30 protein-coding genes are annotated in these 26,135 nt (G+C 38.1%); 8 read left to right on the forward strand and 22 right to left on the reverse strand.

What is annotated here, in order from left to right:
* Positions 1-235: 235 nt before the first annotated feature.
* On the reverse strand, positions 236-1,729 hold the full coding sequence (locus tag N178_RS07270) for a leucyl aminopeptidase (protein ID WP_045291579.1): 1,494 nt from the start codon (positions 1,727-1,729) through the stop codon (positions 236-238).
* Between the two features lie 245 nt (positions 1,730-1,974).
* Between N178_RS07270 and N178_RS07275 the strand changes: the two genes are divergently transcribed.
* The gene (locus tag N178_RS07275; RefSeq protein ID WP_045291581.1) at positions 1,975-2,451 is read left to right on the forward strand and encodes a divergent PAP2 family protein; all 477 of its coding nucleotides are present in this window, start codon (positions 1,975-1,977) and stop codon (positions 2,449-2,451) included.
* A gap of 42 nt (positions 2,452-2,493) precedes the next feature.
* Here N178_RS07275 and N178_RS07280 read toward each other — a convergent pair whose 3' ends face one another.
* From N178_RS07280 to N178_RS07290, 3 genes are all read right to left on the reverse strand, one after another.
* Positions 2,494-3,141 carry a 3D domain-containing protein gene (locus N178_RS07280; protein WP_045291582.1) on the reverse strand — a complete coding sequence of 216 codons (648 nt, stop codon included), beginning with the start codon at positions 3,139-3,141 and terminating at the stop codon, positions 2,494-2,496.
* Positions 3,142-3,222: 81 nt separating this feature from the next.
* Positions 3,223-3,546 (reverse strand): YuiB family protein, encoded by a 324-nt coding sequence (locus N178_RS07285; protein ID WP_013059616.1) that lies wholly within the window; start codon positions 3,544-3,546, stop codon positions 3,223-3,225.
* Positions 3,547-3,669: 123 nt separating this feature from the next.
* Positions 3,670-4,884 carry an NAD(P)/FAD-dependent oxidoreductase gene (locus N178_RS07290; RefSeq protein WP_045291584.1) on the reverse strand — a complete coding sequence of 405 codons (1,215 nt, stop codon included), beginning with the start codon at positions 4,882-4,884 and terminating at the stop codon, positions 3,670-3,672.
* Between the two features lie 493 nt (positions 4,885-5,377).
* Between N178_RS07290 and N178_RS07295 the strand changes: the two genes are divergently transcribed.
* Positions 5,378-6,370 carry an NAD(P)/FAD-dependent oxidoreductase gene (locus N178_RS07295; RefSeq protein ID WP_045291585.1) on the forward strand — a complete coding sequence of 331 codons (993 nt, stop codon included), beginning with the start codon at positions 5,378-5,380 and terminating at the stop codon, positions 6,368-6,370.
* 27 nt (positions 6,371-6,397) lie between these two features.
* On the opposite strand, the gene N178_RS07300 is transcribed toward N178_RS07295, so the two are convergent.
* The 4 genes from N178_RS07300 to N178_RS07315 all read right to left on the reverse strand — a co-directional run bounded on the left by N178_RS07300 (position 6,398) and on the right by N178_RS07315 (position 8,903).
* Positions 6,398-6,916, reverse strand: a complete 519-nt coding sequence (locus N178_RS07300; protein WP_045291586.1) for a hypothetical protein — start codon at positions 6,914-6,916, stop codon at positions 6,398-6,400.
* A 149-nt stretch (positions 6,917-7,065) separates the two neighbouring features.
* Positions 7,066-7,431 carry a HesB/IscA family protein gene (locus N178_RS07305; protein ID WP_045291588.1) on the reverse strand — a complete coding sequence of 122 codons (366 nt, stop codon included), beginning with the start codon at positions 7,429-7,431 and terminating at the stop codon, positions 7,066-7,068.
* A 75-nt stretch (positions 7,432-7,506) separates the two neighbouring features.
* The gene (gene dapF, locus N178_RS07310; RefSeq protein WP_045291683.1) at positions 7,507-8,361 is read right to left on the reverse strand and encodes a diaminopimelate epimerase; all 855 of its coding nucleotides are present in this window, start codon (positions 8,359-8,361) and stop codon (positions 7,507-7,509) included.
* Positions 8,362-8,663: 302 nt separating this feature from the next.
* Positions 8,664-8,903 carry a YuzB family protein gene (locus N178_RS07315; RefSeq protein ID WP_045291589.1) on the reverse strand — a complete coding sequence of 80 codons (240 nt, stop codon included), beginning with the start codon at positions 8,901-8,903 and terminating at the stop codon, positions 8,664-8,666.
* Between the two features lie 381 nt (positions 8,904-9,284).
* Between N178_RS07315 and N178_RS07320 the strand changes: the two genes are divergently transcribed.
* Positions 9,285-10,349, forward strand: a complete 1,065-nt coding sequence (locus N178_RS07320; protein WP_045291684.1) for an NAD(P)/FAD-dependent oxidoreductase — start codon at positions 9,285-9,287, stop codon at positions 10,347-10,349.
* A 43-nt stretch (positions 10,350-10,392) separates the two neighbouring features.
* Here N178_RS07320 and N178_RS07325 read toward each other — a convergent pair whose 3' ends face one another.
* Entirely contained in the window at positions 10,393-10,719 is a 327-nt protein-coding gene (locus N178_RS07325; RefSeq protein ID WP_028412620.1) for a YuzD family protein, read from the reverse strand.
* 193 nt (positions 10,720-10,912) lie between these two features.
* Here N178_RS07325 and N178_RS07330 point away from each other — a divergent pair, with 193 nt between their 5' ends.
* Positions 10,913-11,143, forward strand: coding sequence for a NifU family protein (locus tag N178_RS07330; RefSeq protein ID WP_013059625.1), 231 nt, complete (start codon positions 10,913-10,915; stop codon positions 11,141-11,143).
* A gap of 89 nt (positions 11,144-11,232) precedes the next feature.
* Here the strand turns inward: N178_RS07330 and thrB are convergent, their stop codons facing one another.
* From thrB to yutH, 5 genes are all read right to left on the reverse strand, one after another.
* Positions 11,233-12,147: a homoserine kinase gene (gene thrB / locus N178_RS07335; protein WP_045291592.1), complete on the reverse strand. Its 915-nt coding sequence runs from the start codon at positions 12,145-12,147 to the stop codon at positions 11,233-11,235.
* Positions 12,141-13,202, reverse strand: coding sequence for a threonine synthase (gene thrC, locus N178_RS07340; RefSeq protein ID WP_045291685.1), 1,062 nt, complete (start codon positions 13,200-13,202; stop codon positions 12,141-12,143). The genes thrB and thrC overlap by 7 nt, the downstream gene beginning before the upstream one ends.
* A complete protein-coding gene (locus N178_RS07345) occupies positions 13,202-14,503 on the reverse strand; it encodes a homoserine dehydrogenase (RefSeq protein WP_013059628.1) in 1,302 nt (433 codons plus the stop codon). Before N178_RS07345 ends, thrC begins: the two co-directional genes overlap by 1 nt.
* A gap of 241 nt (positions 14,504-14,744) precedes the next feature.
* Positions 14,745-15,734 carry a 2-hydroxyacid dehydrogenase gene (locus tag N178_RS07350; protein WP_045291593.1) on the reverse strand — a complete coding sequence of 330 codons (990 nt, stop codon included), beginning with the start codon at positions 15,732-15,734 and terminating at the stop codon, positions 14,745-14,747.
* Between the two features lie 117 nt (positions 15,735-15,851).
* Positions 15,852-16,853 (reverse strand): spore coat putative kinase YutH, encoded by a 1,002-nt coding sequence (gene yutH / locus N178_RS07355; protein WP_045291595.1) that lies wholly within the window; start codon positions 16,851-16,853, stop codon positions 15,852-15,854.
* 176 nt (positions 16,854-17,029) lie between these two features.
* On the opposite strand from yutH, the gene N178_RS07360 reads away from it, so the two are divergent.
* Entirely contained in the window at positions 17,030-17,530 is a 501-nt protein-coding gene (locus tag N178_RS07360; RefSeq protein ID WP_013059631.1) for a phosphatidylglycerophosphatase A family protein, read from the forward strand.
* Positions 17,531-17,566: 36 nt separating this feature from the next.
* Here N178_RS07360 and N178_RS07365 read toward each other — a convergent pair whose 3' ends face one another.
* Both N178_RS07365 and N178_RS07370 read right to left on the reverse strand, forming a co-directional pair.
* Positions 17,567-18,337 (reverse strand): TIGR01457 family HAD-type hydrolase, encoded by a 771-nt coding sequence (locus tag N178_RS07365; protein WP_013059632.1) that lies wholly within the window; start codon positions 18,335-18,337, stop codon positions 17,567-17,569.
* Between the two features lie 74 nt (positions 18,338-18,411).
* Positions 18,412-18,849 (reverse strand): DUF86 domain-containing protein, encoded by a 438-nt coding sequence (locus tag N178_RS07370; protein WP_013085332.1) that lies wholly within the window; start codon positions 18,847-18,849, stop codon positions 18,412-18,414.
* Between the two features lie 162 nt (positions 18,850-19,011).
* Here N178_RS07370 and N178_RS07375 point away from each other — a divergent pair, with 162 nt between their 5' ends.
* Positions 19,012-19,278 carry a DUF3055 domain-containing protein gene (locus tag N178_RS07375; protein WP_013059634.1) on the forward strand — a complete coding sequence of 89 codons (267 nt, stop codon included), beginning with the start codon at positions 19,012-19,014 and terminating at the stop codon, positions 19,276-19,278.
* Positions 19,279-19,325: 47 nt separating this feature from the next.
* Here N178_RS07375 and N178_RS07380 read toward each other — a convergent pair whose 3' ends face one another.
* Positions 19,326-19,601 (reverse strand): YutD family protein, encoded by a 276-nt coding sequence (locus tag N178_RS07380; protein ID WP_013059635.1) that lies wholly within the window; start codon positions 19,599-19,601, stop codon positions 19,326-19,328.
* A gap of 196 nt (positions 19,602-19,797) precedes the next feature.
* On the opposite strand from N178_RS07380, the gene N178_RS07385 reads away from it, so the two are divergent.
* On the forward strand, positions 19,798-20,439 hold the full coding sequence (locus tag N178_RS07385) for a YhcN/YlaJ family sporulation lipoprotein (RefSeq protein WP_013085333.1): 642 nt from the start codon (positions 19,798-19,800) through the stop codon (positions 20,437-20,439).
* 344 nt (positions 20,440-20,783) lie between these two features.
* Here the strand turns inward: N178_RS07385 and lipA are convergent, their stop codons facing one another.
* Positions 20,784-21,683 (reverse strand): lipoyl synthase, encoded by a 900-nt coding sequence (lipA, locus tag N178_RS07390; RefSeq protein ID WP_045291596.1) that lies wholly within the window; start codon positions 21,681-21,683, stop codon positions 20,784-20,786.
* Between the two features lie 316 nt (positions 21,684-21,999).
* On the opposite strand from lipA, the gene N178_RS07395 reads away from it, so the two are divergent.
* Positions 22,000-23,001 carry a M23 family metallopeptidase gene (locus N178_RS07395; protein ID WP_045291597.1) on the forward strand — a complete coding sequence of 334 codons (1,002 nt, stop codon included), beginning with the start codon at positions 22,000-22,002 and terminating at the stop codon, positions 22,999-23,001.
* A 29-nt stretch (positions 23,002-23,030) separates the two neighbouring features.
* Here N178_RS07395 and N178_RS25790 read toward each other — a convergent pair whose 3' ends face one another.
* The 4 genes from N178_RS25790 to N178_RS07410 all read right to left on the reverse strand — a co-directional run bounded on the left by N178_RS25790 (position 23,031) and on the right by N178_RS07410 (position 26,054).
* A complete protein-coding gene (locus tag N178_RS25790; RefSeq protein WP_016765823.1) occupies positions 23,031-23,147 on the reverse strand; it encodes a methionine/alanine import family NSS transporter small subunit in 117 nt (38 codons plus the stop codon).
* On the reverse strand, positions 23,147-24,661 hold the full coding sequence (locus N178_RS07400; RefSeq protein ID WP_045291599.1) for a sodium-dependent transporter: 1,515 nt from the start codon (positions 24,659-24,661) through the stop codon (positions 23,147-23,149). The genes N178_RS25790 and N178_RS07400 overlap by 1 nt, the downstream gene beginning before the upstream one ends.
* Positions 24,662-24,909: 248 nt before the next feature.
* Positions 24,910-25,662: a sporulation protein YunB gene (gene yunB, locus N178_RS07405; protein ID WP_013085335.1), complete on the reverse strand. Its 753-nt coding sequence runs from the start codon at positions 25,660-25,662 to the stop codon at positions 24,910-24,912.
* 89 nt (positions 25,663-25,751) lie between these two features.
* Positions 25,752-26,054, reverse strand: a complete 303-nt coding sequence (locus tag N178_RS07410; RefSeq protein ID WP_013059641.1) for a YunC family protein — start codon at positions 26,052-26,054, stop codon at positions 25,752-25,754.
* Positions 26,055-26,135: the final 81 nt, after the last annotated feature.

Below are 26,135 nucleotides of genomic sequence, written 5' to 3' on the forward strand. Positions count from 1 at the left end.
TCATTAAAACAGTAGAGAGATAAACAACATGTTCATTATATTAGGTATAGAAAAAAAGTCAATCATCTTACTAAATAAACGTTTGTTTAACTTCTCTACAGCCTCAACAATATAAGGATTTTTTCACATAATGTTTTTTTACTAAAAAGAAAAAACATTATGTAAACATATTAAAAAAGAAGCATCCTCGATGCTTCTTTTTACGTTTCTTTCTATTACTGCTATGTTCTTTTCATTAATTGGCTTCAAATGAACAAACCATTGCAGCTAGTGTTCGCACCATCACGCCTGTTGCACCTGAAGGTCCTAACTCATGAGAAGCAGCGGATGTTGCAGTTCCAGCAATATCCAAGTGAACCCATGGTGTTTGCTCTGCAAACTCACCAATAAAAGTTCCTGCCATAATTGCGTGTCCCTCTCGTCCAGGAGAGTTATTTAAATCTGCTACCTTACTTCCCCGAACACGCTTTTTGTCTCGTTCTGTAATAGGCAGCTCCCAAACCGGTTCGCCTGTCTCAATGCTCGCTTTCGCTATTTGCTGCAATAAAGCAGAATCATTCGTCATTGCCCCAGTTGTATGTGTACCAAGAGCTACAATTACACCACCCGTTAATGTCGCCACGTCTACTAAATAATTTGCTCCATGATGCTTGGCATATGAAATGCCATCAGCTAGTGCTAAACGCCCTTCAGCATCTGTGTTCAGCACTTCTATTGTCTTTCCATTCATTGCTGTAATAACATCATCTGGTTTAAAGGCACGCGCGCTAATAACGTTGTCAGTTGATGGAATGACCGCTACTACGTTTTGCTGAGGTTTTAATTCTCCAATCGCTTCCATTGCACCAAGAACAGATGCAGCTCCACCCATATCTGTTTTCATGCCTACAATCCCGTCTTTAGATTTAATAGAGTAACCACCTGTGTCAAAGGTAATCCCTTTTCCTACCAACCCAATAACGTCTTCCCATTTTTCTTTGCCTTGATATTTCAGCACGATCATTTTAGGAGGCTCTGCGGAACCTTGATTGACTGCTAACAGTGCGCCCATTCCTAATGTTTCCATCTCTTCTTTTTCTAAAATTTCATATTCAAAACCATATGTATGTGCCATTTCTACTGCATAATTGGCTAAATCTGTAGCCGTTAGCATATTGCTTGGTAAGTTAACGAGGGTGCGCGCTGAGTTTGTTGCTTTACCGTACGTATATCCAACCAACGCAGATTGTAAAACGTCTTTATAACAAGAAAAAAGTTCAATTTTCTTAAGCTGCTTGTCAGGTTCATTTGATTTCTTTTTGTAGTTTTCAAACTCATACATAGCAAGCTGTTGAGCTTCTCCTAGTAAAGCTGCAGTTTCTTGCTCTGACCACCCTCCTGTATCAAATGTAGGAAGGACGACCGACGCGTTTGAAATTTTTGCTTCTTTTAACTTTTTAAATAAAAGTCCAAAGCTTTCCTTGAGCCCATTTTTAGTTAACGCTTGCTTTCGTCCTAGCCCTACAAAATAAAGACGTTTTGCTCCTAATTTCCCTAGTGTATGAATTGTTGATATACGCTTTTCCTGTACGCGAATATCTCCTTCCTTAATCAAATGAATGAGCTGTGCATCTAAAGCATCATCAATTTCTTTTAGAAAGCCTTCAAACTGTTGGTTTTGATTAAATAAACCAATTACGAGCGCTTCTGTTTGGTGATCAACACCATATGTTTCTACGTGCGAAAACATAAAATTCCTCCCTTTTACGTATAGATATTTTATTTTTATTTATCCTCTGCTTTGTTTAATCTATTCAGCAAGTGGAATATATATCATATTCACCACTGTTTTCATCTATATACATATGATAGCAGAAATACAATTTTTAATCACAGTTCAAAAACCTTAGTTTCACACATATACTTTCATCTACCACTGTTTTCATCATACGGGTTTAGCTTTTTAGACATTTTAAGTTTAGGGAGGACATCTCAATGGAGTTATTCTCAAATTTTCCACTTTGGAGTTCATTAATCGCTATTTTCTTTGCTCAATTTATTAAGATTCCGCTTTCTTTTGTAGCTACTAAAAAAATAGACGGAAGCTTATTTTTTAGTACGGGGGGCATGCCAAGCTCTCACTCCGCAGCCGTAACTTCCTTAGCAACTGCCATTGGGCTAGCAGAAGGTCTTAAATCCCCTATTTTTGCTCTCTCCGCTATTTTTGCCATCATTGTCATGTTCGATGCTAAAGGAGTAAGAAGACACGCAGGAGAGCAAGCAACGGTTTTAAATCGTTTGGTTGAAGATTTTCAGCGCGCGGTAAAAGAGGCAAAGCTGTGGACGACCAATGAAGAAGACGAAAAACAAGTGAAGCTAAAAGAGCTGCTTGGACATAAACCCATTGAAGTTTTCTTTGGAGCCTTAACAGGAATAGCAGTTGCTTTTGTCATGTATTATGTATGGCCATAAAACATAAGAAAACACATGAAGCATTCTTCATGTGTTTCTCGTTTATTTCACCTGCTGACGAAAAACTTGCATTGATTTTTTTTCATTCAGCATTGTTAACTCGTCTTCAGTTAAACGGCCGTCTCCTGATTTCACTACATAGACATTTAATTCTTTCTTACCCCATATGTTGTACACATCGGAAACAGTCTCAAAATATAAATCAAGATGATTGCCTTTAATAGCCCCACCTTTATCTGCTACCACTCCATAGCCATAGCCCGGAATAAACAAGATCGTGCCGATTGGAAATATGGTTAAATCAGCAGCGATGGTTGAATACAAGTCACGTTTTACTTTAACGCCTGAATATGTAATACCATAACCTGGATGATTGGGATTTTTCCCAGTTGATTCGTAACCAGCTGTGTAACCCGTAGCCAATACGTTCTTAGATGGATAACGCGACCAATCAAATGCTTCTTCAATCGTCAGACGCTCTTTGTCATTGCTAGCCGCTTCAGCTCTTAGTGGTTTTAGAAATGATGGTAAGAGCCTTTCATTCATTAGAGGATGCCCTGTACTGTTTAAAAAAGGCATATATTTGATGACTGTGGTTATTGGGACGCCGGTAATTGCTTCATATGTTGTAAACAGCGCTCCGACCAGTAGTAGGCACATAATGAATCGCTTTGCTATTTTTCCAATCATTGTGATTTCCACAACTCCTCTCACGAATCTATTTGTTTCCAACATAAAAACAAATTATTCGTTTGCGAGAAGAATTTACATTTAAAACATTTGGTACCCTCTTGTTCGTAAAGATTTAATGGTAATGCCTGAAGCTAGTGCACCTATAAAACCAGCCATTAAAATCGCAATGTCAGCTGTGGCTAAAGATAGCACTTTTGTACCTAGCTGCTGAAAGGAGTGAGCGGGATGCTGAATGTAATCAACCGCTCTTACATCATCAATAATAAAAATAAAAATCACGGGATAAATAATGGCCATAATCCAAGACATGCGAAGCAGCATATTCAACAAGAAACCGATTCCAAAAAACAAAACAAAAAACAACAAGATGGAGATAATTAGGACAGGCACACTCATTTCCATTGCTTTTCGCCTCCGTTACTCTTTATACTCTCAGTTTACTTAAGAGTAATCAAGGCGTCAATCACAGAAAAGTAAGTTAATACCAAAAAAAGCAAAAGGTTCAAAGACCTTTTGCTTTTTGTTTTAAAAGAAATTAAATTTTCCTTTTTTCAATACAAGACCTGCTCCGCCTTGAAGGAAAAGTGAGCGATTATCAACAACTTTTTTCATAAAAGATGCGCTTGAACCAAATAGTTTTCGACCATATACAACACCAATTGCGTCATCATGCCCTAACGAACATACCGTTCCTTTAATATCTGGCTTGAACTCGCTTAATTCTTTTTGACCTTTCATCAAACGGCTAATATTTTCAGCGCAGGTACCGCCTTGCTGCATAGCGATTTGAGCTGTTGGAGGATAAGGGCGTTCTGTTTCTGGGTTAATCATTAGTGAACAATCTCCAATAACAAACACATCTTCATGCCCTGGTGCCAGCAAGCTATTGCTTACTTTTACGCGTCCGCGCATGTTCTCAAATCCAGCCTTTTCAATCACGTGACTGCCTCGAACACCTGCAGCCCATACAACTGTTGCTGATTTGATTTCTTCCACTTGGTCATCTTTTGATACAATAATTCCTTCTTCTGTACACTCTTTAATCGCTGTTCCGATCTTGAACTCGATTCCTTTTCGTTCTAGCTGTGTTACCGCATATTCTACAAGTTCTGGATCAAAACCCGGCAAAGCCGTAGGCGCTGCTTCTACACAAATAACGCGTACTTTTTCACGCGGAATATCAAACTCTTTGCAAAGCTGAGGGACTCGATTTGCTAGTTCTCCCACAAATTCAATGCCGGTAAAGCCAGCACCTCCAACAATAATTGTCAGAAGTTCGTCTCTTTTTTCCACTTCATTGTTATACGTCGCAAATACATAATCAATATGTTCACGAATTTGACGTGCTGCATTAATGCTCGTAATGGTAAATGCATGTTCTTTTAAACCTTTAATTCCGAAAGTTTCTGCTTCATATCCTAAAGCAACAACTAAATAATCGTATGTTAGCTCACTGTTTTCAAGAAGAACACGCTTTTCATCTAACTTAATATCTGCGACCGTGTCTTTAATAAATGTAACCTTATTTGTGTTAATTAAATTTTTAACAGGAACACGAGAGCGATCTTGATGAATTGTACCTGCTGATACTTCATGAAGCCATGTCGTTTCATAATGGTAATCGTTTTTATTTACCAAAACAATTTCCGCATCACTAGCACCCAGTTTCTTTTGTAAATTAACAATTGTCATAATGCCGCCATACCCGGCACCCAAAATGACGATTTTAGGCTTTTTCATAGGAATGTCATCCACCTTTTTTAGTTATAGTCACAAGTATGTCTTACAAATATAATGATAAGAGCAATTTTATTTAGTTTGCTTTTTTATGTTAGTTTGAGCAAGAACGATCATCGCTATCCATTTATTATTCATATAAGAAAAACAATGTGAATCACTTCACGTTCTTTTTTAAAAAAATACATTTTTTCTTTTTCAAAAAAATGTAAGCATAAGTCCTAGCTTGATTTACACAAACATCTTATGCTTTTTTCATCGGTTTTTCAACCCTTCACTTTGTATTTACAAGCTTTTAAATTTTCAATTACTTTCCTGTATACCCAGTTTTATATTTGACCAAAACGTGTGGTTATGTTAATGATTGCAAATACTGATCTTTAAGTTGAGAAAGTTTCTCAAACATTCCAGCGTGTTTTAATGATATTTTATAATTTACTATGCTATCATAAAGTAGAATATGCATTGGCACAGAACAATCTAGAGGTGATTATAAATGAAAGAAGATAAACAAGTATATGATATTACCATCATCGGAGGCGGCCCTACAGGCTTATTTACAGCATTTTATGGCGGTATGCGTCAAGCGAGCGTAAAAATTATTGAAAGCTTACCACAGCTTGGTGGACAGCTTTCTGCTTTATATCCTGAAAAATATATTTATGACGTAGCTGGTTTTCCAAAAGTACGCGCTCAAGAATTAGTCAATAACCTAAAAGAGCAAATGGATCAATTTAAACCTGCAGTTGCGCTAGAGCAAGCCGTAGAAAAGGTAGAAAAACAAGCGGACGGCGTATTTCGATTAACTACTAATTCTGAAGTCCACTATTCAAAAACAATTATTATTACGGCTGGAAACGGTGCCTTCAAGCCCCGTAAAATCGAGCTAGAAAATGCAGAACAGTTCGAGCAAACGAACCTTCATTATTTTGTGGATGATATGAATAAATTCAAAGGCCGCAAAGTATTAGTATGCGGGGGCGGGGATTCTGCTGTAGACTGGTCTCTTATGTTAGAGCCAATCGCAGAAAAAGTAACGTTAACGCATCGCCGAGATAAGTTCCGCGCTCATGAACATAGCGTAGAAAACTTGCATAACTCATCAGTTGATATTAAAACACCATATGTACCGGTTGAATTTATTGGAGATGACCGTATTACACAAGTTGTGTTAGAAAATACAAAAGGTGAAGAAAAGACAATAGTAGACGTAGATGATGTTATTGTAAACTTTGGATTTGTTTCTTCTCTAGGTCCGATTAAAGAATGGGACTTAGATTTAGAGAAAAATGCAATTGTTGTTAACTCAAAGCAAGAAACAAATATTCCTGGCATCTATGCAGCAGGTGATGTCTGCACATATGATGGAAAAGTAAAACTCATTGTGGCAGGATTTGGAGAAGGTCCGACTGCCGTTAATAACGCTAAAGCATACATTGATCCAAAGGCTCGCTTACAGCCTATGCACAGTACGTCAATGTTCTCATAAAAAAAGCAGGCTCTCGCCTGCTTTTTTTCATTGCTGGATTGGTGTGACCATTCGATGAATGATTTCACTCATCATTTCTGCATCACTGCTTATTAAACAGATTTCATAAAAGGAATGGTTTCCTTCTTGACTAGTTATGCTCATTCTGTAGGCCTTCAAACCTTCGAGCTTGCTTAAATATTTTACTACCTCTGATTGACCGACAATACGTTCAATAAGTAAAATATGCTCTCCTTCAACTGCTCCGTAGGTTTCAGCCAGAGATGCGTTAGCATTTTCATAATAGCGAATGTAAGGTTCAGAATGGTTAAGAGGCGCAGAGGACGAGTTTTGATGACAGGCTTCACCTGCGGAAAAAGGCAAATGTTGAACAAATAAATGCGATTCACTAAAGTGAATACTTTTTGCATCCTTAGACTCCATTTTCCTACTTTCAATTTTTAACCAGTTTATAAACCCCTTCCATAGAATAGGCAGGGTGTTTTTTTTGCGAAAACTTCCGTAACCTCTTACTTGTTCCCTGTCGTAATGAGTCGCATCTATCAAATCCGTTCATCTCCTCTTTTTTATTGAGTATAAAAAAGACTGATTATTCAGTCAACACATTTGATAGATGATGTAACATACAAAAATTTCCCACTAAAAAAGCTTTCTTCATCAGATGAGGTGAAGAAAGCTTTCCTATAAACATATACTTAGCACTCTTCAGGAGCACCTGCGTTGCTTGCTGTACGGAAAGAAGAGCCGCAGCCGCATGCTGCAATGGCGTTCGGGTTATCAATTGTAAACCCTCCGCCTAGCATAGATTGCTTGTAATCAATTTTTACATCTCTTAAAATTGGAGCACTTTCACTATCTACAAGAATCTTAATGCCATGTTGTTCAAACAGCGTATCGTTTTCATTTACTTCGTGTGCAAAACCCATGCCGTAAGAAAGACCTGAGCAGCCTCCTCCATTTACATTAACACGTAAATAAGCATTTTCTTCTTCATGTTCTTTCATCATATCTTTTATTTGAAAGCTTGCAGCTTCTGTAATTGTTAGGATATCTTGACTCATTTTTAAACAGACCTCCTTTTTTGTTTAGTATACGACGAAATGTCTGTGACGACAAATCGTCTGCTTCTTCATTTTTTAATAATAATACGTGCCTTCACAAATCACATTGGCTGGACCTGTCATTAACACATTGCCTTTATTTTGCCAAACAATCGTTAAATCTCCTCCAGCGAGGTGTACGACAGTAGGAACATCTTTTTTCGTCTTCTCATTTAACACGGAAGAAACAACAGCAGCGCATGCTCCTGTCCCACATGCTTGAGTGATGCCCGAACCTCGTTCCCATACGCGAAAGTTCAGCTCTCTTTCGTTCACTACCTCAACAAATTCAACGTTCACTCCTTCTGGGAAACGCGAATCTTTTTCAACCACAGGGCCTAATGTAGTAAGAGGCGCTTGTTCAATATCATTTACATAAAAGACGACGTGAGGATTTCCCATCGATACAGCCGTCCCTTTTAACCGTTCTTTTCCAAATTCCATCTCTTCATCAACAACTTGGTGCTGGCTTGCTCCCATCATTGGAATTTGTTCTCTAGCTAAAATAGGCTCTCCCATATCGATTGTTACTTCTGGAACTTCATTTCCCTGCGGATGCACCGTTGCTTCTACAACTCCAGAAAGCGTTTCGATAAAAAATCTTTCGCTTGTTACTAAATTATGTTCATATGCATATTTAGCTACACATCTTAAACCGTTTCCGCAGTTTTTTGCTTCCGAGCCGTCATTATTAAATACGCGCATTTTCACATCTGCACGTTCAGATGGACAAATAAGAATCATTCCATCCGATCCGATTCCCGTATAAACATTTGAGACTTTTACAGCAAGCGGTGCTAACTCTTGCTCTTCTATATGTTCTTCAAACATATTTACGTAGATATAGTTGTTGCCAAGCGCATGCATTTTTGTAAACTGAAATTTTTTCATATTATCACCCATTATTTTTTTATGTAGCTCTAGTATAAAGTGATTCTCTTTTGTACACAATAATATCATCCCCCGTTTTTTTAGCTCCTTAATCATAAAGATTAAGGGGTTTTTATTTTGTCCTCCTTTGAAGTATTAAAAAACAAAATAAGCATTATGATTGCAAAGAGGATGATTAAAGCGCATATATTTGCTCAAAAACGCATAAATAAGCACGGCAAAACTAGCCCGTGCTTACATCATCTATTCTATTAGCCTCATGTCACTCTCCTGATAAAAAGGGATACGACAGCGGGGATAGTTTAAAACATTGGATTTTCTTCTAAATGAATGTAGATATTATCTACTAACTGTTCAGGTGTTTCCGCCGTAACAATCTCTCCATTTACCAAGGCAAATAAAGATTGTGAACATTTCCCGCAATAACCTAAACATCCGTATTCAATAATATCTAGATTTGGATCTTTTTCAAGCTTTTCTAAAGCCTTTTGAGAACCGCTGGCTAAATTGCTAACGCAAAATTCAATAATTGGCTGTATCACGTTTTTTCACCTCTCTACTATTAGTTTATCCTATCTCCTTTCATTTTCAACGTCAACTTTAGAAATTCACGTTCATTTCGCGCACGCTTTTTAGCTTTATAGACTTTTTTCAAAAACGCATAAATAAGCTTTATTACGTGGATAGCTTGAAATTATGTTGAAACATATTGTGGTTTTTTATTAATTTAGTTATACTTTTATGTATAGAAAACCAAACGAGGTTATATTAAATTATTATTTAAGTAAAATATGTTATCTTATATAGCCTTTCATATCTTTTTGGCAACCATCCTTATTAACGGTAATTTGTACCCTCCTATTCTTAAAAGCAAGAATAATAGAGAGAAAACAAAAATGCATGAAGCTAAAGGGGAAATTCACATGAAGAACCTTGTCATACTGGGCGGCGGATACGGTGGTATGCGCATTTTGCAGCGCCTTTTTCCGAATCAATTGCCTAACGATGTAGAAGTAACGCTTATTGACAAAGCACCTTATCACTCACTGAAAACTGAATTCTATGCACTTGCAGCTGGAACAATCTCTGATCAGCATGTCCGTGTTGCTTTTCCTGAACACCCTCGTTTAAAAATCCGCTACGGCTGTGTAAAACGCATAGACTTGAAAGAGAAATGCGTCTATGTGGATGATCAAATGATTGCTTACGATGACCTGATTGTAGGACTCGGATGTGAAGATAAATATCATGGAGTTCCCGGAGCTCTTGAGCATACATACAGCATTCAATCCATTGATGCTTCACGAGCAACTTATCAGACATTAAACAACTTGCCGGCCCACGCTACTGTTTCAATTGTCGGAGCTGGATTAAGCGGAGTAGAACTGGCAAGTGAACTAAGAGAAAGCCGCCCGGATTTAAAAATCATCTTATTTGACCGCGGTAAATTAATTTTATCTGCTTTCCCAGAACGTTTAAGCAATTACGTTCAAACTTGGTTTACTTCAAACGGTGTCGAAATTGTAAATAGTGCTAATATTACAAAAGTAGAACCTAACATTCTTTATAATCATGATGAGCCCATTCAAAGCGATGCAATCGTATGGACAGCAGGCATTCAGCCAAATAAAGTGGTACGCGATTTAGACGTAGAAAAAGATCCTCAAGGACGCGTCGTATTGACAAAATACCATAACTTGCCTGACGATGAAAATGTCTACATTTTAGGTGACTGTGCAAGCCTACCGCATGCACCAAGTGCTCAGCTTGCAGAAGGTCAGGCTGAACAAATTGTGCAAGTGCTTCTTCACCGCTGGAAAGGCGAAGCGCTTCCAGATGAATTGCCAACTATTAAATTAAAAGGCATACTTGGTTCATTAGGCAAAAAGCATGGATTTGGCTTAGTTGCCGAACGTCCGATTACAGGACGCGTAGCCCGATTATTGAAATCAGGTATTCTTTGGATGTATAAACACCACAGTGGATAAAACAAAAGCCGTTAGATGACTGACAATCTAACGGCTTTTTTCGTTATGATGCGCGGAAACCATACTTCTCCATTTCCTCAAATACGCGCTTTAATTTCGGATTGCCTTCACCAACAATTTCTCCATTAATGACCACTACAGGATAGAATAAATCTTCTTCAATCACACGTTTGGCAAAAGCTGCTTTTTCTGGATCCGTATGCGGCTCGTTTATATCTACATACGTGATAGCAAACGGTTGATTCGGATATTTGCGAGAAATAGCTGCCTCTAGCCAATCATAGGTGTCTTTTGAAGACGGCAGGTTAACACAGCTTGCACAAACAATTTCAGCTCCATAAATACACACTTCTACCTCAGTTGACTGCATAGCACATCCCCCTTGAATCTTTACATATAAACTGTAAGATTATTCACACTTTTACTTCATTATGAATACTATTTTACACAAAACTGATTCATTGCACATCTTTTTCTTTTAAGGTAACATTACGATGTATACTCCGATAGATTTTTCATGAAAGACCGTTTATAATAAGAGTAGAAGAAAGGAGTCGATAGTTATGTCAGAAATGCACGAGCAAGTTCAAGAAGTATTAGAAAAACTTCGTCCGTTTTTACTTCGCGACGGTGGAGACTGTGAGCTAGTAGACGTAGAGGATGGTATTGTAAAATTACGTCTTTTAGGCGCTTGCGGAAGCTGCCCAAGTTCAACAATTACGCTAAAAGCTGGTATCGAACGTGCCCTTTTAGAAGAAGTACCTGGTGTAGTTGAAGTAGAACAAGTATTCTAATCTCTTTGATTTTATTATAAAAGCAACCTTCCATTTTATTGGGGCTTGCGAATGAAAAATCCTCATTCAACTGAATGAGGATTTTTTTATTAGCTCGTTGTGACTTCAGCTTCTACAAATACACCTTTGCGGTCAATTTGTAAAACATCTATTTCGCAGTTCGGCAGTAAAGCATACATATGTTCAGCAATCGCTTTTCCTTTTCCTTTTGGTGCTAAACATAATACACTCGGACCGGCTCCGCTTAGTGACACACCGTATGCGCCGAGAGCTTTTGCTTCTTTTCGCACAAGAGAAAGCTCTGGCACGAGTCTCATGCGATAAGGTTCGTGATATAAATCTTTCTCCATAAATTCGCCTATCAGAGGCAAATCTTTATTCAACAGGGCTGCTACTAGCATGTTGCCGATGGCTCCAGCTTCTACTGCATGGCGATAATTAATATCGGAAGGCAGCACATCACGGGCATCCGTTGTTTTTAATTCATATTCTGGAATAGCCATCACGATATCGACATCAAATTCAGGTATTTGAGCAATATATGTTTCATTTTCATGGTGGTAACCAACAACGATTCCTCCATAAATAGAAGGACTGACGTTATCGGGATGTCCTTCCATCAAGCTGCTGATGCGAAGCTTTTCTCTTTTAGATAAACGCAAGCCACATAATACATTTGCCAGCTCGATTCCGGCTACGATAGCCGATGCGCTGCTTCCAAGTCCCCTTGCTAACGGAATGTTGCTCCAAACAGATACCTTCGCACTTGGAAGGTCAATGTTAAATTGACGAGCTACGTTTTGTGCCACTTCATACATTAAATTATCTGTACCTGTCGGAATGCTTTGCACTTCTTTTGTCTCAGGGATAAAAATCCATTCATCATAACGCTCTACTGTTAATCTTAAGTAGCGGGATAAAGCCACTCCAATAGAATCAAACCCTGGCCCTAAATTAGCAGAGCTAGCTGGGACCGTAATGACAAAACGCTCATTTTCTAGCATGAAGCAACGACACCTTGGATATACTCAAATACCTTTTCTTCATCATTTGGTAAAACCACTGGCTTTACGTTATGAGCATCGATTGCTACGTTTGGATCTTTTAATCCATTACCTGTTAGTACAGCTACAACCGTTGAACCTTTTGCAATTTTACCAGAAGCTACATCTTTGAATACACCAGCAATTGAAGCGCAAGAACCTGGCTCTGCAAATACGCCTTCTTTGCGTGCAATTGTACGATATGCTTCTAAGATTTGTTCATCTGTCACTTCATCAATTTTTCCGTTTGATTCTTTTGCTGCGTTTACAGCATAATCCCAGCTTGCTGGATTTCCGATTCGAATAGCGGTTGCAATTGTTTCTGGATTTTCGATAACTTGATTACGCACGATCGCCGCTGCACCCTCTGCTTCAAAACCATGCATATGAGGAAGAGACGTTTGGTGACGCTCACTGTATTCTTTGAATCCTTTCCAGTAAGCTGTAATGTTCCCTGCATTCCCCACTGGGATAGCTAAAACGTCCGGCGCTTTTCCAAGCTGCTCACAAATCTCGAAAGAAGCTGTTTTTTGCCCTTCAATACGGTATGGGTTCACGGAGTTTACAAGTGCAACCGGTGATGTTTCACTTAGCTTACGAACCATAGAAAGCGCTTGGTCAAAGTTTCCTTCAATCGCTACAATTTCTGCACCATACATAACAGCTTGAGCTAATTTCCCCATCGCAATTTTTCCATTTGGAATAACAACGATACAGCGCATGCCAGCGCGTGATGCATAGGCTGCGGCAGCTGCGGATGTGTTACCTGTAGATGCACAAATAACCGTATTGCTTCCTTCTTCTTTTGCTTTTGCTACAGCCATTACCATTCCGCGGTCTTTAAATGACCCCGTTGGATTTAACCCTTCTACTTTCACATGTAAATCAATGCCTAGCTCTTTTGATAACTGAGCAAGATGAATTAAAGGCGTATTTCCTTCATGTAGTGTAAGCATAGGTGTTTTATCTGTTACAGGTAAAAATTCTTTATATTCAGCTAATAGACCTTTCCACATCATACTGTGCCAACTCCCTCTACGCGGTAACTGCTTTTTACATTTTCTACAATTGGTAAATCCCGAAGCTGCTGAAGGATTTCCTCATAATCTTTTTGAGATGTTTTGTGTGTAACCACAACAATCTCAGCTAATTCGCTTCCTTTCACAGGAAGTTGGATAATTTTTTCGAAGCTCACACCACGCTCTGAAAATAGCGTTGTTAATTTTGCAAATGCTCCAACCTGATCTTTTACATGAATACGCAAGAAATGCTTCGAGAACATTTCATCTTCTGCTTTTAACTGTTTTGGATACTGAGGTGTTACCGCGCTTTTACCATTTACACCTAAACGCATGTTTTTCATAACGCCTACTAAATCGGATACGACAGCAGTTGCAGTTGGCAGGCTTCCCGCTCCTGGTCCATAGAACATAGTCTCTCCAACAGCTTCTCCGTATACATATACAGCGTTGTACTCATCGCTTACTGAAGCGAGAGGATGTGTATCTGCTAAAAGAGTTGGCTGAACACTAACTTCTACATTGTCACCGTCACGATGTGCATATCCAATCAGTTTCATCGTATAGCCTAGTTGTTTACTATATTGCAAGTCTTCTTCCGTTACTTCTGTAATACCTTGAACACGAACATCATCCAAGTCAATTTTCATTGAAAATCCTAATGTAGCCAAGATTGCCATTTTACGAGCAGCATCTAAACCACCTACGTCAGAAGTGGGATCCGCTTCAGCATACCCTAAATCCTGCGCTTCTTTTAACACTTCATCATAGGCGCTTCCTTCTTTTGTCATTTTCGTTAAAATGAAGTTTGTTGTCCCATTTACAATTCCCATCATTTTCGTAATACGATCAGATGCTAACCCATCTGCTAATCCACGAAGGATTGGAATACCGCCAGCTACACTTGCTTCATAAAATAAATCACAATTATTTTCAGAAGCTACTGTTAACAATTCTGAGCCGTAAACCGCCATTAAGTCTTTGTTTGCCGTCACAACATGCTTTTTATTACGAAGGGCTGTTAAGATATAATCTCTTGTTTCTTCAACGCCACCCATTACTTCAATGACAACGTCAATCTCCGCGTTATGTAAAACGTCTTCAACATTCGTTGTTAATTTATCTTCACTGATCTCCACGTCACGTTTCTTATCAATATCTTTAACTACTACTTTTTTAACTTCTACAGGACACCCGACTTGATGACTTAATTTATCCTGATGATTTTCAATAATTTTGACTACTCCGCTTCCTACCGTTCCTAATCCTAATAATCCTACTGAAATACTTTTTGTCATATTCCTCACCTCTGTGTTCTTTCTACGTATACATTTGTTCTCTTATAGAGGACATTATAGACCTTATTTTTCTTTTTTACAAGGTTTACTTGCCATCTTTTCTCGTAAACTTGTTAAAAAAATTGGTATATAAAGATAAATGTAAATTTTTAAAATATTTCATTTTATTATCATAACATGGCTACCACTGTTTTTTAATAAAAAAAAGACAATTTCACCGAAATGAAATTGCCTTTTTTCATTATGATTTTTTCGCAAACGCTTCTTTATTTACAATTGTAGTAGGAGACTCGTTTGTGAGCACTGCTTTAATATTTTTTACGCATAAAGAAATCATTTCCGTACGCGTTTCAATACTCGCACTGCCGATATGAGGCAGCGCTACAACATTAGGCAGTTGAAGAAGAGGGTGAGAAGCGGAAACAGGCTCTTGATCGAATACATCCAAGCCAGCTCCAGCAATTTCACCGGATTCAATTGCATGTAACAGTGCTTGCTCATCAACCACTGCTCCTCTTGAAGCATTAATAAAAATCGCTGTTGTTTTCATCTGTTCAAATGCTTCAGCATTAAATAAATGTTTGGTTTCGTCCGTTAATGGTGTCAAACAAACAATAAAATCAGATCGTTCAAGCAGCTCATTTAACTCACAGTAAACTGCATCGAGCTTTTGTTCTGCTTGAAGGTTGCGACTCCGGTTGTGGTACAGAATTTCCATATCAAAACCTGTAGCACGTTTCGCAAGCGTCTCTCCAATTTTCCCCATTCCAACAATACCTAATGTTTTATGGTGAACATCTCTACCCGCTAACAAAAATGGACTCCAGCTTTTCCACTGATTTTCTTTCACGTATTCAGCAGCTTCTACTAAACGTCTAGCTACACTCATTAACAAACCAAACGTTAAATCCGCTGTTGTATCAGATAAAACATCGGGCGTATTAGAAACGATCACTCCGCGTTCAGTTGCCGCTTCTATATCAATATTATCGAATCCAACCGCCAAGTTAGCTACAAGCTTTAAATGAGGAGCTTGCGTAAGCAATTCACTGTCAATACGGTCTGAAAGCATTGTTAATAGAGCATGTGCGTGCTTAGCTTTTTCACAAAGCAGCTCATGAGGGACTGCCTCATCTTCTTTATCCCACATTTCCACATTCGCTACTGCCTGTAAAGGTTCAATTAATTCATTGGGTATTTTTCTCGCAATAAATACAAACGGCTTGTCCATATGTACGCCACCTCTTTATTCTTTTTAAACTGCATGCACAAAAACAAAATAGAAAAACGGGTTTGGATTATCCAACACCTATTTTTCTATTTTATCATATTCTATAGTAATCGCTTTTTAATGAATCCATGTTAATTCAGGAATGTGATAACGAGACGTTGAAATGCCCACCGACTGATAAAAGCGCTTGAGAAACGCTTCGTAGTGAGAAGAATGAGCTAATACTCCTTCCAGCTTCTCATAATACTTTTGTTTTTGCCGCTCATCTTGTACACTGTAGTATCCTTCAATGACCTCAAAATAATGAACAGGAAAAAGAAGTCTAGCATATAACAGTCTCCATGAAAAAGAAGAAAGTGGATTTACCTTTTCATATTCACTTAAAAACTGATGCATGTGCCTTTCATCGACAGCGTATGTTAATAAATATTGTTCCCTTATATATTCAGCTATATCTCTGCTAGGGTGATCGAAGACCCAGTCTGCCGGGAGCTTGTAAACGTAGTCTTCCCCCCATGTTTTTTGGCCGAACCGATGATGACAAATCGTCGCAGCGTCAACTGACCGGGGCAAATCGTCAATTTCCGTGTCTACTAGGTATTGAATAGCATTTTCCGTTAATCCTAGGTAATAAGGAAACGTTTCTAAAAAACGTTTTTCCATCTCTTGATTAGGTAAAGCACGTAATCTTCCATACCAAAATTGCTCCATCTGGTCGAGACGCTTCTCCCACATGGACTTCCATTGCCCTAGCCGGTTTGCTTGTTCCACTTCATAAGGAAACAGCCTCCCTTTTTGATGAAAAACAGCTAGCTCGTGCCCAGGTGAAAAATTGGGGTTTTTCTCTTCCGCAAGACAGCGGCAAATGATAAATTTTTCAGTTTCAGTTTCTGTAATCATTTCACCATTCAAATTAGGCATAAATGTTGCCACATGGCGATCACCTTGCCCCATTAGAAATTGACTCATTTGATATAGTTCATTTAACTCGTCTTGTTCCATTTGCTTTACATTAATGATCGTATATAAAATATCTCGATACTGAAAACCTTCAAATTTACCAACGGGCATAAATTCGTTTGGACGTAATCCGTAATGCTCATAAATGGTTTGTATCATTTTAATCCCTCTCTTCATTCATTCAAGAAATTATATGATGGAAAACAACATTACTTGTCATAATATTTACGGAGGAATGAATAGATTAGAAATACACCATTTATAGTTATTTACTCCGGGTTAGTAGTATGAAACAACTTTAGACTTAAAAATATATAGAAAACAGGTGATGATACTTGGAGAAAAAACATACACAAAGTGAGTTAGAAAAAAAAGCAAGAGAATGGTTAATAGAACGCGGCGTGGCTCTTACGGACATTGCTGAACTGGTCTATTACTTGCAAAAAAAGTATCACCCAAACTTAACAATCGAAGACTGTTTATATAACGTTGAGCGCGTCATTTCTAAACGAGAAGTTCAAAATGCTATTTTAACGGGTATTCAACTAGATGTCCTCACGGAAAAAAAAGTGATTGAGCCGCCTCTGTTGGACATTCTTGAGAAAGACGAAGGTTTATACGGTATCGACGAGATTTTAGCATTATCGATTGTAAATGTTTACGGATCAATCGGCTTTACCAATTACGGGTATATTGATAAACAAAAGCCGGGTATTTTAGAAAGATTAAACGATAAATCGACTGGAGAGTGCCATACTTTCTTAGATGATTTAGTAGGCGCAATTGCTGCCGCTGCTTCTAGCCGGTTAGCGCATCGGGCTGCTAGCCAAGAATAGCCTTTAAAAACAAAAAAGCTGTCAATTGACAGCTTTTTAAATTCGCTCCATCCACTCTTTTAGTGAATCTACCGTATAAGTTGGCTTTTTCTCATATCCTTCTAGTAACTCTCTTGTTGTTACCCCTGTATGGACTAATAATGTATCTAAGCCTGCATTCATCCCTGCTAAAATATCTGTATCATAGTAATCACCAATCATGATTGTTTCTTCTTTTGGCGTACCGATGACTTCAAGGGCTTGCTCCATAATAATACTTTCTGGCTTGCCAATAAATACTGGATTTGTTTGAGTAGAAACCGTAATAACGGACGTGATAGAGCCATTACCAGGCAGTAAGCCTCTTTCAGTAGGAATCGCAATATCTCCGTTCGTTGAAACAAAAAAGGCGCCGTTTCGAACGTTTAAACATGCTTTTGCTAATTTTTCATATGTAATTTCCTGATCCAAACCAACAACTACAAAATCCGTATCTTCCTCTTCAATGGTAAATCCTTTTTCAAGCAGCGCATGTCGAATTCCTTCTCCACCAATTACATAAGCTGAAGCGTTTGCTTTTCGTTCATGCAAATAATTAGCTGTTGCCTGACTCGTTGTAAAAACTTGCTCTTCTGTTGCAGGAATGCCAAATGCCTCTAGCTTTTCAGCTACTTTATCGGGCGTTTTTGTTGAGTTGTTTGTTACAAATAAATAAGGAATTCCTTTTTCCTTTAATTTAATAACAAAATCACGCGCCTCGGCAATTAGCTCTGTTCCTTTGTACATTGTTCCGTCTAAATCAATCAAATATCCTTTATATTCCTTCATGTTGTGTGATCTCCTTTCAAGTGTCATACTTGAAATCATAGCTTATTTTTTATACAACTACAACTTGCTTGCCTTTAATTACGAAAAGCAGACACAGGCCCTAACTCTGTCTCTAGATATGTCCTTACGCGCTCTGAAAATGCTGCCAGTACGTCTTTATGCTGCATCACTTTTTGATAAATATCCTGATGATTAACATCCACATATTCTTGGACAAGGCTTTTACGCAATTGAACGATCTCTTTTAATGGCGTTTCTTCCTCTTTTTTAACCACTTTCTCATCAACTAAAATGTCAATGATATCGTCGTAACTGCCTGGATCTCTCATAATAAATCCATCAATCATTGCATTTCCTACATCTAAAACGTTTTCAATTAAAAGATGTACAATTCTCTCTAATGCCTTTTTCTCTATTTCTGTGTTCCAGCTCGAATGCTCAGCAAACAAACGAACATGTTCATCAAAAAAAACAAGCGTGGCTTCTATTTTTTCACGATCTACAAAGTACATATTATTTCCTCCCTAGTTGTCAGCTCTCTATAAATCTTTTTTCATAAACAAACGGGGTTCCTGTTCTATTTTATCATGACCCATTATCCATTTGATAAATTGATTTTTGTTTTTGACCTTATTTGATATGATACAAATACAACCTATGAAAGGAGTATACCTATGAGCGAACGCTTTTATCTATATGACGATGTCGTATCTACAAAGACCCGGTTTGTCAGCTTTATGGGCGAAAATCAACGATTTGATTTAGCTATTATCCAAACCGACCGCTATTATGGCAAACAAGTTGTTCTTGATATTCAAGGAGGACGCTTTGCCATCATTGGACAAGATGACCTTGAAGAACCAAACTATCTTGAAGAAGTATTTAAATTAAACAGTGAAGACGGTCAGGAACTTCGCGAATTTTTATATGAAATCATCTAAAAAAAAGGCAGCGTGAAGGACAATTAGTGTCTTCGGCTTGCCTTTTTTTACTTATGGACTTTTTTTAAGACAAAATACGCACAGCCAAAATTACAATATTCATGTAAATAGTCTTGAAGCGTACTAATCTTCGTATCATACGTTGCCTTTTGATTTCGGTCATCAAAAAAGCCTCGCAGTCGAAGCTGATTGTATCCCCAATCTCCCACAATATAGTCATAGCGGCTCAGCACGTCAATAAAGCGACCTCTAAACGCCTCTTCATTAAATGCTTCGCGCTCATCTTTTAATACTTCATAACAAATATTATTGATACAGACCATTGCTCACACCTCTTCTCTTAAAATTTACCATACCATAATTATGATGATGAAACCATCAATTAACATGAAATTTTTCACGTATAAGCAGCACTCTAATCCTGTAGGAGTTTTATCGGTATACCTACTGATCTTTTATGCTCCACATGAAGGTTCGCCGGTTTACCTGGCGTACGATATTTAACTACAGGAGGTGGAAATGGTGAAGAAATCTATTCTTGGAATCGCTTTGATAACAAGTATTTTAACCATTGGCTGTCAAAATAAAAACACAGCTGAAAATGAAAATTTATCACCAAACAACCCAGATGCCATTAATGTAAACGAGCCTAATCATTATTATAATCCAAATAATAATAGCGGCACAAATTATGGATATGTCCGATACACTAAAAACACAAATGAACAAAATTCCAATATGAACCAAGTAGGAACATTTAATCGAGAAGAAGCAGCCGACAATATTAGTAAACTGAGCACCGCTATCCCAAATATTAAACAAGCCGCTACGCTAGTAACAGATAAAGATGTGCTTGTTGCTTATAAAACAGATGCTAAAAATAGGAATAACGCAGCCGATCAGGTAAAACGTACAGCTATGTCTGTAGTCCCTCGTTATTATCATGTATACGTCTCAGATAATCCGAAACATATGGACCAAATCGAAAATATTAGTGAAATGAATACACAAACAAATGATGCTAGAAAACGAATCGATGCCGTTATTCAACAAATGCTAAAATCTCCCCAAGGGCGTAAAATGAACGGCGGAGAAGATGCAAATGGAAGAGAGAAAAACGAATTGAATGAACCGATGACGGACAAAGATATGGTGGAATAAACAAAAAAGTTGAGACGTAACTAAAAGAATGTAATCAAAAGACGAAGAAATGAGACACATGAGCTGAACCGCTTGTGACACCGCAGTTGATTTCCGTGCAAGGCTTCGCTTTCCGCGGGCGGGCGCTGAGCCTCCTCGTCGCTTGCGCTCCTGTGGGGTCTCACCTGTTCCGCTGTTCCCGCAGGAGTCTTCGCCTTGCCCTCCAATCAACTGCTAGAAGGAACAAAACAGATAAATTTTACGTTAACCGTAACAAAAAAAAAACGAACCACTAATCAAACAGTTTGATTAGTGGTTCGTTTTTCACTTCGGCTAAACTACTTTTGTTCCAGCCTCTTTTTACCTTACTTGCTTTCTTGTGCTTTGTTTTTTGCAGCAGAGTTAACTTGCTCATCTGCATGGTAAGAAGAACGTACAAGAGGACCTGCTTCGACATGGCTGAATCCTTTTGATAATGCAATTTCTTTTAGCTCTTCAAACTCATTTGGATGGTAATATTTCTGAACTTTTATGTGCTTTTTAGTTGGCTGTAGATATTGGCCTAGCGTCATAATATCTACATTGTTCGCACGCAAATCATCCATCGTTTCAATAATTTCTTCTTTTGTTTCTCCTAGACCAAGCATGATACTTGATTTTGTAGGGATATCCGGCTGCATTTCTTTTGCACGGCGAAGGAACTCAAGAGAACGCTCATATTTAGCACGAGCACGAACACGAGGCGTAAGGCTGCGTACTGTTTCAATATTATGGTTTAAAATATCAGGACGTGCGTCCATTACAATACGTAAGTTCTCTTCCACACCGCCCATATCAGAAGGCAATACTTCAATTGTTGTGAATGGATTTTTACGACGAATCGCACGAATTGTTTCAGCTAATACGCTTGCTCCTCCGTCTTTTAAATCATCGCGAGCTACTACTGTAATAACCGCATGTTTTAAGTTCATTAGCTGAACAGAATCCGCTACGCGTTCTGGCTCTTCTAAATCTAATTCTGTTGGTAAACCTGTCTTAACCGCGCAAAAACGACAGGCACGTGTACATACTTCTCCCAAAATCATAAAAGTTGCCGTACGACGAACAGCCCAACACTCATGAATATTCGGACATCTTGCTTCTTCACAAACTGTATGAAGGTTTTTTTCACGCATCATTTTCTTTAAGCCTGTGTAATTTTCGTTTGTGTTTAGCTTAATCTTCAGCCACTCGGGTTTGCGGACATGCTCTTCTTTTGTTGCCATATTATCAACTCCACCAATCTAGAAAATGTCTATAACCTATATGCTTAATTTTAACTACATATTAAAAACATAACTATATGTCACTTTATCATAAAAAAGTGAGATTCGACAAGTTGTCTGCTCTTTATTTTCCTGAGTTTTCTTCTATTTTCCATCCGAATGTGTGCGTTTTCATCCTCCGTATAATTTCCATTTATCTTCTGAATAAAATTCTTTAAAAAAGTTTTGAAGCGATTTCCATTAATTAATATTTATGAAATCTTTTTTCTCGCTGCAAACTAGGGTTACACACTATTTTTAGAAAGGGGGAAACACGATGCGCAAAACGATTATCTTACTTTTTATGTTCATGTCTATATTCACAGGATGGCACCACGTAACAGCTGAATCTTCAGCAGATCAAGAAAAAATGCTTATTCAAAAGAGATTAGAGCTGTATAAACAAATGGAAGCCGCTACTACAATTCCTTGGTATTACTTTGCTGGAATTGACCAGTATGAACGAAATATTCGACGCTCTCATAAAGATATTCCAAGAGAAAAAGGTGCGATCGCCATTTATTATCCTCCAGAAAAATGGTCAGGTTCTCTAAATCCAAATTTGGAAGATACAAACCCACTAACTATTTCTCTCCTCGGGGGAATAGGTAAAGATGGGAATGGAGACAAAAAAGCAGACCAATTTAATGATGAAGATATGCTTTTTACCATGGCAGATTATATTCGGACGTTCGGGGTATCCGAAGACTATATTAAAATTGCGCTTTGGAACTATTATCACCGGGCTAAAGCGGTTGATATTATTTTAGGGAATGCTAAAATTTTTCGCCATTACGGTCGCATTGATTTAAAAGGTTCTTCATTTCCTGTGCCTCTCCGTGCGAACTACAGTTATCGCAGTACATGGGGAGATGCGCGCGGCTGGGGTGGAAAACGAATCCATGAAGGAACAGACATTTTTGCAAATTACGGAGTTCCAGTAAAATCCCCTTGCTATGGCATTATTGAGCTTAAAGGATGGAATAAATATGGAGGCTGGCGAATCGGTATTCGTGACCTTCATAATAACTATCATTATTTAGCTCATTTAAGCGGGTTTGCAAAAAATTTAAAAGTAGGGCAAATTGTAGAACCAGGAACACTCATTGGCGGAGTAGGAAGTTCCGGTTATGGACCTCCTGGAACTTCTGGGAAATTCCCTCCTCACTTGCATTATGGAATGTATAAAGATAACGGCAAAAATGAGTGGTCGTTTGACCCATATCCTCAGTTAAGAACGTGGGAAAGAAATGATCGTTTAGAACTAAAGAAAAAATAAAAAAACAGGAAGCCGACGCTTCCTGTTTTTTATCCTGATGCTTTGCTTTCTTTTGCTTTTTTCACAGCATGAGCAATACTCGCGGCCAAGCCGCCCCATATGATGACCATCCCTACAACCATCATTGTAATTGAACTTCCATCCATTATTTAGAAACCCCCTTCTCTTTAACTGACAAACGGATCGTCCCATCTTTCCATCGTGCAAAAGAGAAAACAATTCCTAAAATAACAGCCAGAGCTGCCACGCCCCAACCAAAAGGACCTACAAAAGTCGTTGCATACTGCTCGTAATTTTCCGAAATATTTTTCCGGAAGTTATCAAACATCATATACCCAAGTACAAGTGGTGTAACGACTCCTAAACATATCTTCCACCATGATCCGATTCGGATATCAGAGACTTCATTTGCATGCTGCTGAAGGCTGCTCAGCTTTTTAAATACCCAAGCAACTAATACAACTTCTACTAAGCCTGCTAAAGCAACTCCGAAGTTATTAATGAAATAGTCGACCACATCTAAGAAATAAAGTCCGCCTTGTGTTGCAAATAACAGCGAGCAAATTGAAGCGATTCCTCCGCCTATTAATACAGATTTTGTACGTGAGATAGTAAATTTATCTTGAATGCCTGCTACAAAGGTTTCAATAATTGAAATAAGCGATGTTAATCCTGCTAATGTTAAGGAAGCAAAGAATAGCATTCCAAACAGCTGTTTAAAGGCCGGAAATTCATTAATAATTTGCGGGAAAACAACAAAGGCTAGTCCTACCCCTCCCTGAACCACTTTATCGATTGGGATACCTTGCTGAGTAGCCATAAAACCAAGTGCGCTAAACACACCGATTCCTGCTAGTAATTCAAAAGCGGAATTACCGAATCCAGTAATAAACGCATTATTAGTTAAATCAGATTTTTTTGGAAGGTAGCTGGAATAAGTGATCATAATAGCAAAACCAACAGATAAACTAAAGAAAATTTGACCATATGCCGCAATCCAAACCTTTCCATCTCCAATTGCGCTCCAGTTTGGTTTAAAGAAAGCGTGCAGACCTTCCATTGCTCCGTCTAATGTTACTGCTCGAATGACGATGATTAAAAATAGAACAATTAGTGTTGGTAAAAAGATTTTGTTTGCCGCTTCAATTCCTTTTTTGATTCCTTTTAATAACACACCTAACGTGACAATCCATACAAGTACAAGCGGAATTAAAACATGTAATACGATGCTTCCTGTTTGTCCTGGTGCTTCAGCTAATTTTAAGTAATCTCCATATAAAAACGCTTCTGTATCCTTTCCCCAGCTTAACTTAAATGAAAAGATAAAATACGACATCGCCCACGCGATAATAACGGAATAGTAAACTGAAATAAAAAAGGAAATAGCTACTTGCCACCAGCCTAGCCACTCAGCCTTTGGACTTAGTCTCGCTAATGATAAAGGAGAAGAACCTTTATATTTATGACCTATAGCAAACTCCATGATTAAAATAGGAATTCCTGCCGTCAACAAAGCAAATAAATAGGGAAGAAAAAATGCTCCTCCTCCATTTTCATATGCAGTAGCTGGAAACCTCCATATATTCCCTAGTCCAATTGCTGAACCTGCTGCTGCTAAAATAAACCCTGCTCTTGATCCCCACTGCGGCCTATTTTCCACTGTAATTCCCCCTCTTGTTCTCTCCCTACCCTCTTTTTATCGTAGATCAGCGAGAATTTTTATAATTTTTAGATTATTCTCTCTATAACTTCCTACCTCAAATTATAGAAGGGAGAAGATAGTATGTCAAAATATTTTTTATAGAAAATTCAGACAAATTACCCAATGAATAAAAGCAAGTATGAAAGTCTTTTTGAACTTCCGCACCTGCTTTTTTAATAATACTTTATCACGTTAATATAATATTGTTAATTTTTCTTCGGAAGTTCAATCGCCGGAGAAGACGAGTTTCCACCGTTAAAATAGTCAGGAACATTTCCAGGAATAACGGTGCCTCCGACCGGGATCGTAGCCGTAACGGTTGTTTTTTTAGTTGCAAATGGGATAATGATTTGCATGTTTACTTTTACTTTGATAGACACTTCAAGAAACGCATTATTTATTCCATACTCTTCGATTTTTCGCACTACGTCTGTTTGAACGTCACCAATAGCATGAAATTTAACCGGAATAAGCGGACCTAGATTTCCAAGCAGCGCATTATTAGTCGCTTGCCCAAGCGGAACTTGGTATACAATTCCTTGATTCCGCAGCTTTTCACTTTTTTCAATACGAATATCTGTTGGAAGTTCAAGTGCATCTAAATTCCCTTTCTCTGCTTCTTTTAAGTTAGCCTGGACAAATGACGTAGTTTGAGCTCTAACCCGATTTACAAGCGCTGTGTCAATTTTGGCTACTTGACCGTTAGGTGTAGATTCCACTTTAATGACATCTACGTCCAGTTGATCAAGTACCTGTTTATTCACCGCTTTATTAATAACTAAAGTTGCAATCTCTTTTGTTTGTGCTTCAGCATATTTCATTAACGTCGGTTCAATCCCTCTATTAATTAGCCATAATCCTACCCCTGTGGAAAGCATAAAAAAAAGAAAGGTGAGCAACAGAACGTAACGAAAAGGAAGCGGGCCTTTTCTTGTTAATTTCCGACGAAGTTTAACCAAAAAAAATCCCTCCTTACAAGCTATATGTATGCATGTATAAGGAGGTTCACGCTTCTTTTAAAAAGTTTTATCTTAAATTCTCGACTATATTAAAGCATTTTCAATAAAGCATCTTTGCCAATTGTTCCTTTAAAAATCCCTCTTTTTTCAGCTTCAAGCGTTACAGATTCAAGCGGCGCTTCAAGAAGCTGCTCAATTGTACGTACACCTACAGCTCTTCCAGCTATTATTTGACGATCAGCTAATTTGTCATTTAATAGACCTACGTCTAGTGCTCCGCACATAATGTACCCTTTATCTGATGAAATTGTTAACAGAGTTGTTTTTGGCAGCAATACGGTAACTGCATTAAACGTATGACCTTCAATTACGATAGGCGCTAGGGTAATCATAGTAACTCACTCCTTTCTTAATCAATTTATGATTTTGAAAGAAAAAAGTGAGGTTTTACATATACTTTTCTACCTATTTGA

Source organism: Priestia aryabhattai B8W22, from assembly GCF_000956595.1.
Taxonomy (GTDB): domain Bacteria; phylum Bacillota; class Bacilli; order Bacillales; family Bacillaceae_H; genus Priestia; species Priestia aryabhattai.

Bases quoted from the DNA above. Each gene is read 5' to 3' on its own strand.
- N178_RS07320 (WP_045291684.1), top strand. From the start codon at position 9,285: ATGAAGAACCTTGTCATACTGGGCGGCGGATACGGTGGTATGCGCATT.
- N178_RS07295 (WP_045291585.1), top strand. From the start codon at position 5,378: ATGAAAGAAGATAAACAAGTATATGATATTACCATCATCGGAGGCGGC.
- N178_RS07280 (WP_045291582.1), bottom strand. From the start codon at position 3,141: ATGATTGGAAAAATAGCAAAGCGATTCATTATGTGCCTACTACTGGTC.
- thrB (WP_045291592.1), bottom strand. From the start codon at position 12,147: ATGCTAGAAAATGAGCGTTTTGTCATTACGGTCCCAGCTAGCTCTGCT.
- N178_RS07325 (WP_028412620.1), bottom strand. From the start codon at position 10,719: ATGCAGTCAACTGAGGTAGAAGTGTGTATTTATGGAGCTGAAATTGTT.
- N178_RS07345 (WP_013059628.1), bottom strand. From the start codon at position 14,503: ATGACAAAAAGTATTTCAGTAGGATTATTAGGATTAGGAACGGTAGGA.
- N178_RS07365 (WP_013059632.1), bottom strand. From the start codon at position 18,337: ATGAAGGAATATAAAGGATATTTGATTGATTTAGACGGAACAATGTAC.
- N178_RS07380 (WP_013059635.1), bottom strand. From the start codon at position 19,601: ATGGTCTGTATCAATAATATTTGTTATGAAGTATTAAAAGATGAGCGC.
- N178_RS07350 (WP_045291593.1), bottom strand. From the start codon at position 15,734: ATGGACAAGCCGTTTGTATTTATTGCGAGAAAAATACCCAATGAATTA.
- yutH (WP_045291595.1), bottom strand. From the start codon at position 16,853: ATGATACAAACCATTTATGAGCATTACGGATTACGTCCAAACGAATTT.
- N178_RS07285 (WP_013059616.1), bottom strand. From the start codon at position 3,546: ATGGAAATGAGTGTGCCTGTCCTAATTATCTCCATCTTGTTGTTTTTT.
- N178_RS07290 (WP_045291584.1), bottom strand. From the start codon at position 4,884: ATGAAAAAGCCTAAAATCGTCATTTTGGGTGCCGGGTATGGCGGCATT.
- N178_RS07395 (WP_045291597.1), top strand. From the start codon at position 22,000: ATGCGCAAAACGATTATCTTACTTTTTATGTTCATGTCTATATTCACA.
- dapF (WP_045291683.1), bottom strand. From the start codon at position 8,361: ATGAAAAAATTTCAGTTTACAAAAATGCATGCGCTTGGCAACAACTAT.
- N178_RS07275 (WP_045291581.1), top strand. From the start codon at position 1,975: ATGGAGTTATTCTCAAATTTTCCACTTTGGAGTTCATTAATCGCTATT.
- N178_RS07410 (WP_013059641.1), bottom strand. From the start codon at position 26,054: ATGATTACCCTAGCGCCTATCGTAATTGAAGGTCATACGTTTAATGCA.
- N178_RS07305 (WP_045291588.1), bottom strand. From the start codon at position 7,431: ATGAGTCAAGATATCCTAACAATTACAGAAGCTGCAAGCTTTCAAATA.
- N178_RS07270 (WP_045291579.1), bottom strand. From the start codon at position 1,729: ATGTTTTCGCACGTAGAAACATATGGTGTTGATCACCAAACAGAAGCG.
- lipA (WP_045291596.1), bottom strand. From the start codon at position 21,683: ATGGCAACAAAAGAAGAGCATGTCCGCAAACCCGAGTGGCTGAAGATT.
- N178_RS07375 (WP_013059634.1), top strand. From the start codon at position 19,012: ATGAGCGAACGCTTTTATCTATATGACGATGTCGTATCTACAAAGACC.
- N178_RS07370 (WP_013085332.1), bottom strand. From the start codon at position 18,849: ATGTACTTTGTAGATCGTGAAAAAATAGAAGCCACGCTTGTTTTTTTT.
- N178_RS07330 (WP_013059625.1), top strand. From the start codon at position 10,913: ATGTCAGAAATGCACGAGCAAGTTCAAGAAGTATTAGAAAAACTTCGT.
- N178_RS25790 (WP_016765823.1), bottom strand. From the start codon at position 23,147: ATGGATGGAAGTTCAATTACAATGATGGTTGTAGGGATGGTCATCATA.
- N178_RS07385 (WP_013085333.1), top strand. From the start codon at position 19,798: ATGGTGAAGAAATCTATTCTTGGAATCGCTTTGATAACAAGTATTTTA.
- thrC (WP_045291685.1), bottom strand. From the start codon at position 13,202: ATGTGGAAAGGTCTATTAGCTGAATATAAAGAATTTTTACCTGTAACA.